Origin of the sequence: Corynebacterium sp. HMSC05E07 (genome assembly GCF_001807225.1) — a bacterium.
Taxonomy (GTDB): Bacteria; Actinomycetota; Actinomycetes; order Mycobacteriales; family Mycobacteriaceae; genus Corynebacterium; species Corynebacterium singulare.
This window is the reverse complement of the sequence record NZ_KV788209.1, coordinates 168,000-181,806: the sequence shown is the minus strand read 5'-3', so window position 1 is coordinate 181,806 and position 13,807 is coordinate 168,000. Positions and strand designations below refer to the sequence as shown.

The following is a 13,807-nucleotide window of genomic DNA, read 5'->3' as shown; positions in this document are numbered from 1 at the left end:
TCCTTTCTAGCGGCCGAAGAGGCCGTTGAGTCGTGCCTCAATCTGCTGGCGATGGTCGTTGAAGAAATTGAGGAAGCCCTGGAAGATAATGGCGAGGACAACGGGGAGAACGAGCCCCCACAGACGTTCGAGCTTGGGCTTGGAGGACGTGATGTCCTTCGACGAGGAACCCGGCTTGCTGGAGTTTTCTGGAGCTTCTGTGGCGTCAGGGCTCGTGGGTGCGTCTTTCCCGCCCTTCGCGCTCACACAGTCAGCAAGAGCGGCGTCACCGGCAGCCACGGTGAGCGTCTGGGGAGCGGAGGTGATGGTCTTGCCGTCCTTGGTGGTGGCGGTGTAGGTGACGTCGAGCTTGTAGATTCCCGGTGTGGTGAACGCCCAGTTGGCGTGGGTATGCGAGGCGAAGGTGGTCTCGATGGAGTAATCGCCCTCGGCAGAATTCACCAGTGGGGTAAAGGTCTTGCCCAAGCCCTCAGTGGTGAACAGACCAAACGCCGCGCCTTCCGGCATCTCAGTCGGCTTGATGGTGAGGGTGACCGTGCCGTCCTTGTAGTCGTCGTAGTTTAGGGACTGGGTGTTATAGCCCGGCCAGATGATGCCCTGGTCCTGGGTTTGGGGCAACAGATAGAACTTGTCCGTGCCCAGGTAATCAAATTCTTTGCCCTTGAGAACGTCGGGGCGTGCTCGCAGGGCATTGTCGTGGACGGCGAGGACGACGTCATCGAGCGGACGCTCGACTGTTTTCTTGTCCACAATAGCGGTGTCGTCCTTGAGGCGAGTGGTGAAGGAATCGCCATCGCGGGTCGCGGCGATGTCAACGTGGCCGTGATCCAGGACCTTCTTCGTCGTGCACAGGCCAGTGTGCGGTCCAGCTTCGGTCTGTGGAGGTTCGTTAGCACCAGGTGCGGTGCTTGGAGCGGTCGACGCTGTGTCTAATGCGCCCTGTGCCTCATACTTCTGTCCGAAGGCGAAGGAATCGGTCAACGTGATGGACCCGGAATTGTGGGTGACCGTCGGGTGCGGGAGGATATCGAGGCGGATGCGGTTGCCGTTGAAGTTCTTATCGGCGCCGACGACAAAGTCGGCGCGGCCGTTCGTCATGACACCATCGAAGGGGATATCGGCGTACGTGCTCTCGCCGTTGAAGAAGCCTCCGTGGACGTAGCCAGTGAGTTTCTTGTCCGCGGCCTCAACGATGATGCGAGTGGCATCGTCGCCCTCCGGCACTGCACGGGCGGTGATTCCCGGATCGGATATGGAGATCTCCTCACCTGAGGACAACTCACGTGGGTGGGAGGTTTCCGTCCAGGACTCTGCGGAGGTCTTCGACGTGGTGGTCAGCTGCGAACCCTCGGAGTAGGCGAGTTCCTCCGAGATCCACCGAGGGGAGCCGTCCTGCGGGGTATAGACAGCTTGAATTGTTGCGTCTTCTGGGCCGAAGAACTCGTCGAAGTGTGCTGTGCCATCTGTGACGGGGAGATCGGTGAGGAAGTAGCCGTCGATAAGCAGCGTGAGCGTGCCGTTGGTGCCGCCAGAAAAGTCGATCGAGGACAGGTTCTCGTCACCGTCCTTTTCCTGCTTCTTTTTCGGGGCAATGCTGAGCTTGTAGTTCTTAGCGGAGGCATCGCCGGAGGCTGCCTTGTCGAAGCGCTCATGGAGGGAGGGAGTTGCTTCCTTCAGCGGACGCTCACCACCGACCTGAATGGAGGTGGTTACCGGTTCGGAGGCGATGAGTTGTCCGTCCTTGTTGCGGGCAGTGGTGCGGTAGGTGAGCTCGTAACGGCCTGGCTTGGAAAAGACCGTGTAGTTGTGGGTATGCGTGCCGCTGGTGAGCCACGCTGAGTGGGGAGCGCCCTCGGTGGTGCCGAAGAAACGCTGAAGACCGCCAGGGCCGGGGTAGTAGCCGAACATGTCGACGTCGCCAGGGCCGTCGACACTCAGAAGGTCAAGGGAGGCGATGTTGTCACGGAAATCGTCGACAGGCAGCTCGGTGTCCGCACCGAAGCCCATCCACACCGGATCCAGGCTGCCATTAACGCTGGCAGGGGCCATGTAATAGGTTTTTCCTGCCTGGCCAGCAAAAGCGAGGGCAGGGTCGTCCGGAACGGTGAACTGGTACTGATTAGCGCCGTTCTGGTCCCAGCCTTTACCCACCCATGTCACGGTGTCCTCGAGGTCATGGTCAGAATCCGCCGAGTGCGATTTGAGGGTGAGGGAGTTGTTCTCCCAGAAGGACTTGGGGGAGTCGATGTGGGTTTGGGTAGCTACGTGCTTGCCATCGTCTGGGCCAGCGACTGCGGTAGCAGGAGAGGCGAGGAGGGCGGCGCAGGTAATCAGCGCTATGGGACGGAATCGTGCCACGATATAGGGAGACCTTTCTTGAGTTTTGGGGAGAATCTCACTATAGGTAATGATTTCCATTCTCTTTATTGGGTTCCGAAAAGTCCTGCATATAGTTAGTGGATACAGCTTTCATTTACCCCCATGTGGGGCGTCCGGTGCGGCGAAGCAGCCCTGAACTACGATGGGAGTCATGACTGAAACAACTTCCGACGTCCGCGTACGTTTTTGTCCTTCACCTACCGGTACGCCCCACGTGGGCATGGTCCGCACAGCGCTGTTCAACTGGGCTTACGCTCGCCACACTGGCGGAAAGCTCATCTTCCGCATCGAGGACACCGATGCTGCTCGCGACTCTGAGGAGTCCTACCAGGCCATCATCGACTCCCTGAACTGGCTAGGCCTGGGCTGGGATGAAGGTGTCAACGTGGGCGGCCCCGATGAGCCCTACCGCCAGTCCCAGCGCATGGACATTTATGCCGATGTCCTGCAGAAGCTTAAGGATGGCGGCTACGTCTACCCGGCTTACTCCACCACTGAGGAGGTTCAGGAACGTCACAAGGCAGCTGGCCGTGACCCGCAGCTGGGATATGACAACTCTGACCGCGACCTTACCCAGGAGCAGATCGACGCCTTTGAGGCTGAAGGCCGCAAGCCCGTGTGGCGCCTGCGCATGCCGGATAAGGACTGGTCCTGGACAGACCTTGTCCGTGGGGAGATGACGTTCAAATCAGAGACTCAGCCGGACTACGTGGTTGCCCGCTCCAACGGTGCTCCGCTCTATACGCTGGTCAACCCTGTCGATGACGCCCTCATGGGCATCACGCACGTCCTGCGTGGTGAGGACCTGCTGTCCTCCACGCCGCGCCAGCTTGCCCTCTATGAGGCACTCATTGAGCTGGGTATTGCTAAGCAGACTCCGGAGTTTGGCCACCTTCCCTTCGTGATGGGGGAGGGCAACAAGAAACTGTCCAAGCGTGACCCACAGTCCAACCTGTTTAACCACCGCGACGCCGGCATTATCCCGGAGGGCATGCTCAACTACCTGTCCCTTCTGGGCTGGTCTTTGTCTGCGGACCAAGACATCTTCTCCGTCGATGAACTCATTGCCAACTTCGATGTCCACGACGTGCTGGGCAACCCAGCTCGTTTCGACCAGAAGAAGTTGGAGGCCATCAACGCCGATCATATTCGCCTGCTTAAGCCGGAAGACTTTGCTCAGCGCCTTCGTGAGTACCTGAGTGAATACACCGACTTCCCGGCAGATTACCCCGAGGATAAGTTTGCATTTATCGCAGACCTGGTGCAGACCCGCATCAAGACCCTCTCGGATGCCTATGGCCTCATGTCCTTTCTTACCACTCCGGATGCGGAGTTGAAGCTCGATGAGAAGGCTGCAAAGAAGAATCTCAAGGATGACGCCGTGCAGCCGCTTGAGGTCTCTATTGCCAAGCTGGAAGAGCTCGGGGAGTGGAAGACGGAGGAGATTGAGAAGGTTCTCTCCGCCGCGCTTATCGACGACCTCGGCCTCAAGCCCCGCAAAGCCTACGGCGCCCTGCGTGTAGCTATCTCGGGCCAGCAGGTATCTCCGCCGCTGTTTGAGTCCATGGAGCTTCTGGGCAAGGAGTCCACGTTGGCACGCCTTAAGGCGGCTCAGGCGGTCACCCCGTGGAGTGCTGAGTAACAGCACGGAAACAGTCTCACAGGGCTGTAATTTCGGGGCGTGAGGGTTGTTTCCAGGCGCCCCGAAAAACGCATCTGGCCTGGCGATTTGTGTGGATCGGTAGTGCTGGATATAGTTATAAACCGTTGCAGCGAGCAGCGAGGGGAAAATCCCAAGCACGTTCAGCGCAATGATGGCCTATGGTGTAATTGGCAACACAACGGTTTCTGGTACCGTCATTCTAGGTTCGAGTCCTGGTAGGCCAGCAGTGATAACTGCGCACAGCACTACGGTGCTTTGTGAACAGTGGTCACAGTTCTATGCCCCGTTCGTCTAGCGGCCTAGGACGCCGGCCTCTCACGCCGGTAACACGGGTTCAAATCCCGTACGGGGTACCACGTAGAGTGGCAAGCTTTCGACGCTTGCCACTCTTTCTGTTTTACTATCGACGGCATGCACTTCTACATCGTTCATGGATATCAAGCCAGCCCCGAGAGCCACTGGTTTCCGTGGTTGGAGCACCAGTTGACCGCCGATGGGCACACGGTTCATACCGTTGCGCTGCCGGGCCCACATTCACCGAAGCTGGAGGAGTGGGCAGAAGCGTTGCGCAGAGATATCGGCCGTCCGGACTCCGATACCTGCATTATCACGCATAGCCTGGGTGGCATCGCGGCGCTGCACTATCTCACGGCATTGGGAGGCGAGTGGGAACTTCCCGGTCTCTTTATCGTCTCCGGTTTCATTGAGAAGCTTCGCGTCATTCCCGAGCTCGATGACTTCATTAGCCAAGCACACGTTGACGTGTCCGGCATTAAACCCCAGATCGCTCACGCTGAGGTCTTCGTGTCCACAAATGATGTCCTTGTGGATCCAGCCCTCACAGAGCAGCTTGCCGACGTTTTCTCCGCCCCGCTCACTACCATTGAGAACGGTGGGCACTTCCTGGGGAGTGACGGCTACCTCGAATTTCCGCAGTTGTGGCAGCACATTACGCAGTGGCTGCGCAGTCTATGAGCCTTCTGTCATGGCTTTAAGTGCGGCAACGTGCTGTGTATAGGCTCCTGTTCCAGTCTGGGTCAACGCGACCCAGACGGCGTCTTTGGCGCGCGTGGAGCCATATTCGCGGGTGCGGCTGATATAGCCGCTGTCCTCAAGATGTTTCAACTGTTTGGAAAGCGTATCGGCGGGAAGCTCGGTGAGCTCTGCAAGCACGGCGTATTTCATCTGCCTGCCGTCGGTTGCGCCCGAATGGAACAGCGTGGCACAAATTTTAAGCCGATTGATGGGGTGGATGACCGGATCTAGCTTGGCTGATTGGTGCGTAGACTCCTTAGACATTGACGCCCTTAACGGCGGCGTTGCGGTTCTCATACAACATCCACGCGGTAGCTGCAGTGACTACCGCTCCGGAGAACACCATCCACGGCCAAGTATCAGGCGTCGGCACGGTGGAGAACATCATGGCACCTCCCAGCAGTACTCGTGACCAAGTCGCGCGATCATTACTCGGCCCCATATTGGGATTGACCCGAACGAAGGGGTTTGCAATCTTATCCTTGAGGAGATAACCCAGAACGAACGTCGGTACAAGAACCGCGAGGCCGTACCACCATGACAGCTTGAATAGCGCGATACCGCCGCCGACGCCAAGCGCCACTATCGCCACCGCCCACCAGCTCTGTTTCCACGTGGTGCGCTTTTGAACGTCGTGAATGATCTTAAGGTCGTCGCTCATCGTACTTCTCCTCAACGTCAACTTCCCTGGTTTGCAACTAAGGCAAGTGTAACACTTGCCTTAGTTGCAAGTCCAATGCTTGCCAAGTATGCAAGTGAGGGACTGTGCATAGAGGGGATGTAGCTACGCATGGGGTCTAACGGGGCTGGTGGTCTGTTGCTACCCCATACCGGGACGCATCACAGCCGTGGTTCGCAGGGTGCGACTAGGCATACCAGGGGGTAAACCGGTGTCCAATTGGTCTAAGTGCTTCCGGTGTGCCTTGGGGAGGCTTACACTGCAGGTACAACACATTCCCGGCAAGAAAGGAGAGCGGATGGCGGAAGTAGATAATCATCACTATCGCCGACGCGACTCTAGCAGACGGTAATGGGCGGCACTGCCATAATCCATAACTTCTCAACACCAACATTCGAGCGAAGTAGGAGCCTTGCACCACATGCTGTTAGCGCACGCGTCCTCCCGAACCTCCAGCGATGCGCACGAGCATTCCGGCCCCAGCTGCCCACGGCACGCCCGCGGAATAACCACTGATTCGATCCGCCCAGGGTCTTAGAGAATGCTAGCTGGCATCGCAGCCGCAACAGGGCGACGAGGTTCGGGATTTTATCTTTGTAAAGGTGCTTTTAGCAGCCGATTTGTGCAAACTTTCGGGGATCCTATAGTGTTTAGCAAGTCCGCAACGGACAGCTAAACGAGCCCCGTTCGTCTAGCGGCCTAGGACGCCGGCCTCTCACGCCGGTAACACGGGTTCAAATCCCGTACGGGGTACAAGAAACGCGCTAAGCCACAATCATGGCTTAGCGCGTTGTTGTTTCCGGTGAATATTGTGCTGAGCACACCCACCTTTTCGGGCTTCTACACAATCATAACCTCGGCGTTGTTACCGCCGGTGCAGCGGATAATCTCGCGGTCGTCGGTCTTGCAGGCGAGGTTGTAGGTTTGTTGGGTTACTGGACTAGTGACGGATATCTGTGGGGGAACATACCCACGGAGGTCTTCCAGAGAGCTGATGGTCAGCCCCATGAGGTGGCCAGCAGTCGAGCGGGCAAAGTCGCAGCTGGTATTCGGGCCGGCAAGGACGTAGGTGATGTTGTAGCCATCACCTGTCTGGCACACCGTGGCAGGGGTGCCGAACGCATCGACCTTGGCGCCGTTGATCTGGTTCGCAGGAAGCTGTTCGTGTATGTGGTTGATGGAACCAATACGTGCGGATTCTATAGTCTTCCTGCTTCCAGGTGGGGTGACGTACTGTCCAGGCTCTACTCCCTGAAGGTGGGGAGGCGTGGACTGCGGGGCTTGCTGTTGCGCGGCCTGCTGCTCTTGGGCTCCCTGCGGCTGAGCGCTCTGGGGCTGGGCACCGGCTTGTCCTTCTGGGGCGGGGCCGGCAGGAATGGTGGGCTCGGGGCCTGCGGGTACGTCGACGTGGGCATCGTCGTTAAGCGGTTTAAAGGCCGGGTAGGTGTTCTTGAATGATGGCTCTTTCGCCTCGGAGGTGGCCGGGGCGGCGGTCTCGGTGTTGGTGGAAGAGGAGCAGCCAGTTGCGAGGAGGCCCGCGGTGGCTACGGCGGTCAAGGCCGTGAGGAATCGGCGTGCGGAGGAAGGGGTCTGTGAGGAAGTCATAGCCCCACACTAACGCCTGCCTAGCCATATGGTGTGGGAAAACGGGGAACGCTGCCCTGCTCAGTGGAGTGCTGTAGCTGGGCAGCGCGTCGAGGCGACTGGGATTTAGTGATCGTCCCAGTGGCCGTCGTGTGCAGCGTGGCGGTGGCCATCGTGCAGGTAGTCAACGTGATCGCCGTGCGGGATAGCGACGTGACCACAGCCCTCACCGTGCTCGTGGTCGTGGTCCTCGTGAACGTGATGCTCGGAGGGCTCGCATTCATCCCAGTGGCCCTCGTGCTCGCGGTGGATGTGGCCATCGTGGGAGTAGTCGGTGTGGTCGCCGTGCTGGAAAGCGACGTGACCGCAACCCTCGCCGTGGGTGTGGGTGTGCTCGTCATGAATGGTGTGGCTCATGGCTCCTCCTTAGGGAGTTCGAGTGTTTTCAATCTGTTTTCATTTAATCCTATTTTCAGTACGGTTTCAATAGCGGGGGTGCTACAGTAAGTGCATGACAACGAGACTGACGAGCCGGTTCCTGGCTGCCGCTGGGTCTTGCGCACTAGCCTTGGGTATCGCCGCCGCGCCTGTCGCTGCGGAAACTACCGTCCAGCTCACGCAAGGGCAGAAGATCATTACGTCTGACGGTGCAGGATGCAGCGTTGGCTACGTAGAGTCCACTCGCGCATGGACCTCGGCGCACTGTGCTCTCGATGGCGGGCAGGTGTATACCGATTCTGGGCAACACGTGGGAACCCTGCGATGGTTTAGCCCCTCGGGCGCCGCTAGCCACGACCTTGCCTACATTCAGTTTGCAGCTGGTACCTCCTCCGGCGGCAATCCGTTAACCGGTGACGGTATCGCGCCCCCTCCTGGCGAGGGCGCCACTGTGTGTATGGACGGCCGCTACGCGGGGCGGCAGTGCGGACCGACCGTTCGCGGTCCTGGAGTTTTTCCGGGAATGCACTATGCTTCAGGCTTTTCCTTGTCCCCAGGGGATAGTGGTGGTCCCGTCTCCCTAGAAGGGCATGCTGGAGTGGTGGGTATCTATCAGGGAATTACTGAGGCAAACCGCAATGGTCGCAAGGTAATCTTCTCCAACTATGCGCGCATGCCCTACGCCGATGAGTTGGAGCGACTGCCTCATCAGGGCTTTGTGCCGCGCCGTCCGAATCGGGAACCGGCCAACCTTGTTCGTGTTGTGCAGGAGAGGGGGGAGGCGCTCTCTTCTACGAGTAGTAAGGGTCCTGAGGGTCTGCGCGGGCTCATTTTCTCTATCGGCCTAGGGGCGTAGCGTCCCGGTTGCCGCTGCTTCCCTCTTTGAGCTCCCCGTTCTAAGTCGCGTCGTGGGCTAGAGCGTTGCTGAGCCGCTGTGCGGCGTCGAGAAGCATCGGTGCAAACTTCTCCGCAGGAGACGGGCGGAAACGTTCTGCTGAGCCGGACACTGAGAGCACAGCGATGAGGGTGCCCGAACCTTCAAATACAGGGGCAGAAATGGATGCGAGGTTGGATTCGCGCTCCTCAATTGATTCGGAATAGCCATTCTCGCGCGCGAGAGTCACATCCTGCTCGCTAAACAGGGCGTCGGGAACGTGGACATCCGCAAAAGCGGCGAAAATACGTGCGGCGGAACCTGACGTTAGGGGTAGTTGGCGGCCCACCGGCACGACGTTGTGCAGTCCAAATTCCGGCTCACGGGTGGCAATGCACGTGCGTGTCGTGCCGGAGAGCTCATAGAGCTGAACAGACTCACCGGTGGCTGCAAGAAGCTCCTCCATGATGGGCCCGGCGGTCTCGATAATGCGATCGCGGTTGCCCGGTAGGGCTGGGCCAGCGCCCCATTTCCCGTCGGGGGTGCGGGTCAAAATGCGATGTGCTTCGAGTGCTGTCGCGAGCCGGTGGGCTGTTGCCCGTGGTAAACCAGTAGTCTCGCAGAGCTCATTGAGTGTGGACGGCCGGTTGGTCGCGGCCATCATGATGGCGACTGCGCGATCCAATACCTTTATTCCTGATACTGCGCTATACTCTCCCATATAATGAAATCTACGTCCCATTAATTGAGATTTCAAGTGGAGAGGCTTATGACTACGAAACTGACATTGGCAGAGAAGGTGTGGCGCGACCACGTGGTGCGCAAGGGAGAGAACGGCGAACCCGATCTCCTCTACATTGACTTCCAGCTCCTTCACGAAGTTACCAGCCCACAAGCCTTCGATGGGCTGCGCTTGGCTGGGCGTACCATGCGTCATCCTGAGCTGCACTTGGCTACAGAGGACCACAACGTTCCCACTGTGGGGATTAAGACCGGCAATCTGCTGGAGATTAAGGATGAGATCTCCCGTACCCAGGTCTCCACGTTGCGCAAGAACTGCGAAGAGTTCGGCGTGCGTCTTCATGCGATGGGGGATGCACAGCAGGGCATCGTTCATACCGTTGGCCCCCAGCTTGGTATCACGCAGCCCGGCATGACCATCGTGTGCGGTGACTCCCATACCTCGACGCATGGAGCGTTTGGCTCCATTGCCATGGGTATCGGCACCTCAGAGGTCGAGCACGTCATGGCCACCCAGACGCTCTCGCTGAAGCCCTTTAAGACCATGGCTATCGAGGTGAGTGGTGAGCTGGCAGAAGGCGTTTCGGCTAAGGATCTTATCCTGGCTATCATCGCCAAGATTGGCACCGGTGGCGGCCAAGGCCACATCATTGAGTACCGCGGCGAGGCCATCCGTAAGATGTCCATGGAAGCTCGCATGACCATCTGCAACATGTCTATCGAGGCGGGCGCCCGCGCCGGTATGGTAGCTCCGGATGAGACGACCTTTGACTACGTCAAGGGCCGCGAATTCGCACCGAAGGGTGAGGATTGGGACGCTGCTGTGGAGTATTGGAAGACCTTGCCTACTGATGATGGCGCCGAGTTCGACACCGTCGTCCACATCGACGGCTCTGCACTGACTCCATTCGTAACCTGGGGCACCAACCCGGGACAGGGACTGCCGCTGAGTGCGTCCGTACCGGACCCGGAATCCTTTGGTGACGAAGGCGACAAGGCAGCCACCGAAAAGGCCTTGGCCTATATGGATCTCAAGCCCGGCACCCCGCTGCGTGAGATTGAGATCGATACGGTCTTCCTAGGTTCCTGCACGAATGCCCGAATCGAGGATCTGCGGGCGGCCGCTGAGGTGGTCAAGGGCCGCAGCATTGCTGACGGCACCCGCATGATGGTCGTGCCCTCCTCAGCCGTTGTGAAGGCGCAGGCGGAGGAAGAAGGACTCGACAAGATTTTCACTGATTTCGGTGCTGAATGGCGCACGGCTGGTTGCTCGATGTGCCTAGGTATGAACCCGGACCAGTTGAAACCGGGGGAGCGGTCGGCGTCGACAAGCAACCGCAATTTCGAAGGCCGACAGGGCCCAGGCGGGCGTACCCATCTCGTTTCGCCCGCTGTTGCAGCAGCCACCGCAGTTCTGGGCCACTTGGCGTCACCGGCAGACATCGACGCCTAAGAGGGGACGAGGAAGTACAAGGAAGAATCGGAGAAAGCAGAAGACAATGGACAAATTCGTAAATCACACTGGCGTAGGTGTTCCGCTGCGCGCTTCGAACGTGGATACTGATCAGATCATTCCGGCTCGCTACCTCAAGTCCGTCAAGCGCACGGGCTTTGCTGAAGGGCTGTTTTCAAACTGGCGCTCGGATGAGAACTTTGTACTCAACCAGCCCCAATTCAAAGATGGCTCCGTGCTCTTCGCAGGACCAGATTTCGGTACGGGCTCGTCCCGTGAGCATGCCGTCTGGGCATTGGCTGAGTACGGTTTCAAAGCTGTATTTTCTTCGCGGTTTGCCGATATTTTCCGTGGAAACTCAGGCAAGGCTGGGCTCCTGACCGGGCTCATGGCTCAGGAAGACATCGAGTTGATTTGGAAGCAGCTTGAGTCCGGCGAGACACAGGTGAGCGTTGATTTGGAGGCGCGTACCGTGACCGTGGGCGGCAACAGCTATACGTTCGACATTGATGACTACACGCGGTGGCGCCTCATGGAAGGTCTCGACGATATTGGACTTACCCTGCGCAACGAGGCGGACATTGAGGATTTCGAAGCTGGCCGTCCCTCGTTCAAGCCGAAAGTTGGTGCACAATAATGGTCGGCATCGCGTGAGAATGTGTAAATATCGTTAACCCCTTCTGAGGTAGGAAGGGGTAGTATTCCCCGTCTCATGTGGCACCCCTAACAGGGTGCCGTTAGTGTTTTCCGCATGACCAACCCTTTTGATAGCAATAGAGACCCGTCCAGCGATCAGCACGGCGGAAACAACGGCCACAACAGTTCTGGAGCCTATGGATCCGGCAACGGGGCCTCCACCGGTGGAAATACCTATGGCTCCTATGGGTCCGACCAGAGTAGCTTTGGCAACAAGAACTACGGCGGAACTTCGTATGGGGAGAACTCCTACGGTGCCAGCCAGGGTACGTACGGTCAGGAGTACCAGGATCCCAACGGATACGGTCAGGGATACCAGCAGCAAGGTGGCTATGGCGCGGGCTACCAACAGGAAGGTGGCTATGGCGCGGGTTACCAGCAGCAAGGTGGTCTGACCGTCTCGCCGGTCGACGCCATGGATTCCATCGGTCAGGCGTTCAAGGGTTATTTCAAGCAGCCTATGCCGGGTGCTCTCGCCGCTCTTGCCTACTTCGCAGTGATGGGAATCGGGATTTTCCTGCCTCTTTTCGTCGTGAGCATTGGTGCTGCGTCTACTGCCGCGACGTCGTATGACCCAGCGACTGACGCCTTTTCCGACGGTGGCGCTGCGGGCCTTGGGGCATTGAGCATTTTCGGTTTGGTCGTTGTTTACTTCTTGGCGATTCTTCTCTCTGCTTGGATGTATGCCGGCTGCGTCTCCGCCTCACGCAAGATTGCTAATGGGGAAAATGTCTCTTTCGGCGACTACTTTAAGGGTGGCAACGTCAAGGGTATTTTCGGTGTGTATATCTGCTACATCATTGCCTTTGTTATCGGTAGCTTTACCATCGTTCTGGGCATCGTGGCGGCCGTGCTTTTCTGGGCGGCACCGGTGATCAAAGCTGAAGACCCCGAAAAGAGTATTGGTGAGTGCTTTAAAGAATCGATGAACCTTGTCGTGAACAACTTCGGTCAAATGTTTATTTTCTACCTCTTGTTCTCGATCTTGATGAGCTTGTTCATGTTGATTCCCATTGTTGGAGTGCTCTGTGCTCCTCCGCTCATGAGCTTGGGACATGTCCTTTTCTTGCGCACCGTGCGCAAGCGTCCGGCCATGCGCTGGGCCTAACATCTGGATTGTGTGACAGGGGCGTTCGTCCAAGACGGCGCCCCTTTCGTCGTGGGCGGAATGACTTCACTTGCGTTGCGTGGGGAATAGACCCCTGTTATTGCCGGGATGGAGGGCACTTCAGCGCGCCGACACTGAAACTCCCTATAGACTCCAGTGCATGACCAACCCATATGAAGGATATGACGGGCCACACGGGTATACCGGGCAAGGTGGATTTGGAGGCTCCTCTAGCCCCAACATGGGGCCACACCAATCTGGTTATGGAGCGCAGGGAGGAGGGGTGCCGCCCTACTCAGGACACGGTGGCCCTTATCAGCCGGGGCCCTATGGGGGTGGAAACTACTCAGGCTCCTTTGAGAACCACTTCAACGGAACCGGCCCTTACCAACAAGGGCCGTGGCCGCAGCAGCCCCCAGTGATGATGGGGGTGCCGCAGGCAGAGCCCGGCTATATTATTGGGCAGTCTTTTAAAGCCTTCGGGGATGCTGCTGCAGAGTGGATCGTGGGTGTCCTTGCCCATCTGGGCATCCTTACCGCTGTCTATTTTGCGGTCAATTTTGCCGTGATGGTGGTGTCCTTCAACGTCGCCATTGTTATGGGCAGCATTTCCTCCACCGCGGCCTCTGAACCTTTGAGTTTCGCGGGCGTCGTCGCCTTGCTGCTGACGTTCGTCGCAATTTTCGGTTGCGTGTTTGCTTGCATGCTGTGGATGCAGGCAAACTTTTGCTATGCCGCCAATAAGGCGTTGGACGGCGAAAAGCTGACGTTCGGAGATTTCTTTCAATTCAAATCCGTCGCTGGCTTGATGAAGGTTTTTCTGTGCGTAGGATTTATGGTCACCGTGGGCTCGCTGCTCATCATCCCAGGGATTGTTGCGATCGTGCTGTTCTGGGCGGCACCAGTCATCAAGGCGAAAGAACCTTCGCTTACCGTGGGCCAATGTCTGAGCTTGTCACAGCAGATGGTGCGCCAAAACTTCGGCACTGCCCTGGGCACTGTAGTTCTGCTCGGGTTGATTCAGTTTGCCTTCTCATTGTTTCTGTTTCTCGGGCTAATTCCCGCCTTTCCTATTACGGCATTGGGGTTTGCGTTTGCCGCTCGCGCCATCTCACAGCAGCAATGCAGGCTCTGGCCGTAACTTTGGGGCGGGGGGA

The 13,807-nt window shown here is 58.0% G+C and carries 13 protein-coding genes and 3 tRNA genes; 10 read left to right on the top strand and 6 right to left on the bottom strand.

Annotated elements, in window-relative coordinates; translation table 11 throughout:
* Positions 1 to 6: 6 nt before the first annotated feature.
* On the bottom strand, positions 7 to 2,358 hold the full coding sequence (locus HMPREF3149_RS03350; protein WP_070536720.1) for a choice-of-anchor M domain-containing protein: 2,352 nt from the start codon (positions 2,356 to 2,358) through the stop codon (positions 7 to 9).
* A 163-nt stretch (positions 2,359 to 2,521) separates the two neighbouring features.
* Here HMPREF3149_RS03350 and gltX point away from each other — a divergent pair, with 163 nt between their 5' ends.
* The 4 genes from gltX (at position 2,522) to HMPREF3149_RS03330 (ending at position 5,017) form a co-directional block, all read left to right on the top strand.
* Entirely contained in the window at positions 2,522 to 4,021 is a 1,500-nt protein-coding gene (gene gltX / locus HMPREF3149_RS03345) for a glutamate--tRNA ligase (RefSeq protein WP_141741441.1), read from the top strand.
* 173 nt (positions 4,022 to 4,194) lie between these two features.
* Positions 4,195 to 4,266, top strand: a tRNA-Gln gene (locus tag HMPREF3149_RS03340).
* A gap of 56 nt (positions 4,267 to 4,322) precedes the next feature.
* Positions 4,323 to 4,398: transfer RNA gene (locus HMPREF3149_RS03335), tRNA-Glu, on the top strand.
* A gap of 55 nt (positions 4,399 to 4,453) precedes the next feature.
* The gene (locus HMPREF3149_RS03330) at positions 4,454 to 5,017 is read left to right on the top strand and encodes an RBBP9/YdeN family alpha/beta hydrolase (RefSeq protein ID WP_070536585.1); all 564 of its coding nucleotides are present in this window, start codon (positions 4,454 to 4,456) and stop codon (positions 5,015 to 5,017) included.
* On the opposite strand, the gene HMPREF3149_RS03325 is transcribed toward HMPREF3149_RS03330, so the two are convergent.
* Positions 5,012 to 5,341 carry a transcriptional regulator gene (locus HMPREF3149_RS03325; RefSeq protein ID WP_070536583.1) on the bottom strand — a complete coding sequence of 110 codons (330 nt, stop codon included), beginning with the start codon at positions 5,339 to 5,341 and terminating at the stop codon, positions 5,012 to 5,014. The genes HMPREF3149_RS03330 and HMPREF3149_RS03325 overlap by 6 nt on opposite strands.
* Positions 5,334 to 5,738 (bottom strand): hypothetical protein, encoded by a 405-nt coding sequence (locus HMPREF3149_RS03320; protein WP_070536581.1) that lies wholly within the window; start codon positions 5,736 to 5,738, stop codon positions 5,334 to 5,336. Before HMPREF3149_RS03320 ends, HMPREF3149_RS03325 begins: the two co-directional genes overlap by 8 nt.
* A 698-nt stretch (positions 5,739 to 6,436) precedes the next feature.
* On the opposite strand from HMPREF3149_RS03320, the gene HMPREF3149_RS03315 reads away from it, so the two are divergent.
* Positions 6,437 to 6,509, top strand: a tRNA-Glu gene (locus HMPREF3149_RS03315).
* 87 nt (positions 6,510 to 6,596) lie between these two features.
* Here HMPREF3149_RS03315 and HMPREF3149_RS03310 read toward each other — a convergent pair.
* Positions 6,597 to 7,361 (bottom strand): hypothetical protein, encoded by a 765-nt coding sequence (locus HMPREF3149_RS03310; RefSeq protein WP_070536579.1) that lies wholly within the window; start codon positions 7,359 to 7,361, stop codon positions 6,597 to 6,599.
* Between the two features lie 105 nt (positions 7,362 to 7,466).
* On the bottom strand, positions 7,467 to 7,757 hold the full coding sequence (locus tag HMPREF3149_RS03305) for a hypothetical protein (protein ID WP_042530652.1): 291 nt from the start codon (positions 7,755 to 7,757) through the stop codon (positions 7,467 to 7,469).
* Between the two features lie 94 nt (positions 7,758 to 7,851).
* On the opposite strand from HMPREF3149_RS03305, the gene HMPREF3149_RS03300 reads away from it, so the two are divergent.
* The gene (locus tag HMPREF3149_RS03300; protein ID WP_070536578.1) at positions 7,852 to 8,634 is read left to right on the top strand and encodes a chymotrypsin family serine protease; all 783 of its coding nucleotides are present in this window, start codon (positions 7,852 to 7,854) and stop codon (positions 8,632 to 8,634) included.
* A gap of 40 nt (positions 8,635 to 8,674) precedes the next feature.
* On the opposite strand, the gene HMPREF3149_RS03295 is transcribed toward HMPREF3149_RS03300, so the two are convergent.
* Positions 8,675 to 9,373: an IclR family transcriptional regulator gene (locus HMPREF3149_RS03295; RefSeq protein WP_070536576.1), complete on the bottom strand. Its 699-nt coding sequence runs from the start codon at positions 9,371 to 9,373 to the stop codon at positions 8,675 to 8,677.
* A 48-nt stretch (positions 9,374 to 9,421) separates the two neighbouring features.
* On the opposite strand from HMPREF3149_RS03295, the gene leuC reads away from it, so the two are divergent.
* From leuC to HMPREF3149_RS03270, 4 genes are all read left to right on the top strand, one after another.
* A complete protein-coding gene (gene leuC, locus HMPREF3149_RS03290) occupies positions 9,422 to 10,846 on the top strand; it encodes a 3-isopropylmalate dehydratase large subunit (protein WP_070536574.1) in 1,425 nt (474 codons plus the stop codon).
* A gap of 46 nt (positions 10,847 to 10,892) precedes the next feature.
* On the top strand, positions 10,893 to 11,483 hold the full coding sequence (gene leuD / locus HMPREF3149_RS03285) for a 3-isopropylmalate dehydratase small subunit (RefSeq protein WP_070536572.1): 591 nt from the start codon (positions 10,893 to 10,895) through the stop codon (positions 11,481 to 11,483).
* A 114-nt stretch (positions 11,484 to 11,597) separates the two neighbouring features.
* A complete protein-coding gene (locus HMPREF3149_RS13725) occupies positions 11,598 to 12,650 on the top strand; it encodes a hypothetical protein (protein WP_070536570.1) in 1,053 nt (350 codons plus the stop codon).
* Between the two features lie 160 nt (positions 12,651 to 12,810).
* Positions 12,811 to 13,791 (top strand): hypothetical protein, encoded by a 981-nt coding sequence (locus HMPREF3149_RS03270; RefSeq protein WP_141741440.1) that lies wholly within the window; start codon positions 12,811 to 12,813, stop codon positions 13,789 to 13,791.
* Positions 13,792 to 13,807: the final 16 nt, after the last annotated feature.

Coding starts and splice junctions, on each gene's coding strand:
- gltX (WP_141741441.1), top strand. CDS start 2,522: ATGGGAGTCATGACTGAAACAACTTCCGACGTCCGCGTACGTTTTTGT.
- HMPREF3149_RS03330 (WP_070536585.1), top strand. CDS start 4,454: ATGCACTTCTACATCGTTCATGGATATCAAGCCAGCCCCGAGAGCCAC.
- HMPREF3149_RS03325 (WP_070536583.1), bottom strand. CDS start 5,341: ATGTCTAAGGAGTCTACGCACCAATCAGCCAAGCTAGATCCGGTCATC.
- HMPREF3149_RS03320 (WP_070536581.1), bottom strand. CDS start 5,738: ATGAGCGACGACCTTAAGATCATTCACGACGTTCAAAAGCGCACCACG.
- HMPREF3149_RS03310 (WP_070536579.1), bottom strand. CDS start 7,361: ATGACTTCCTCACAGACCCCTTCCTCCGCACGCCGATTCCTCACGGCC.
- HMPREF3149_RS03305 (WP_042530652.1), bottom strand. CDS start 7,757: ATGAGCCACACCATTCATGACGAGCACACCCACACCCACGGCGAGGGT.
- HMPREF3149_RS03300 (WP_070536578.1), top strand. CDS start 7,852: ATGACAACGAGACTGACGAGCCGGTTCCTGGCTGCCGCTGGGTCTTGC.
- HMPREF3149_RS03295 (WP_070536576.1), bottom strand. CDS start 9,373: ATGGGAGAGTATAGCGCAGTATCAGGAATAAAGGTATTGGATCGCGCA.
- leuC (WP_070536574.1), top strand. CDS start 9,422: ATGACTACGAAACTGACATTGGCAGAGAAGGTGTGGCGCGACCACGTG.
- leuD (WP_070536572.1), top strand. CDS start 10,893: ATGGACAAATTCGTAAATCACACTGGCGTAGGTGTTCCGCTGCGCGCT.
- HMPREF3149_RS13725 (WP_070536570.1), top strand. CDS start 11,598: ATGACCAACCCTTTTGATAGCAATAGAGACCCGTCCAGCGATCAGCAC.
- HMPREF3149_RS03270 (WP_141741440.1), top strand. CDS start 12,811: ATGACCAACCCATATGAAGGATATGACGGGCCACACGGGTATACCGGG.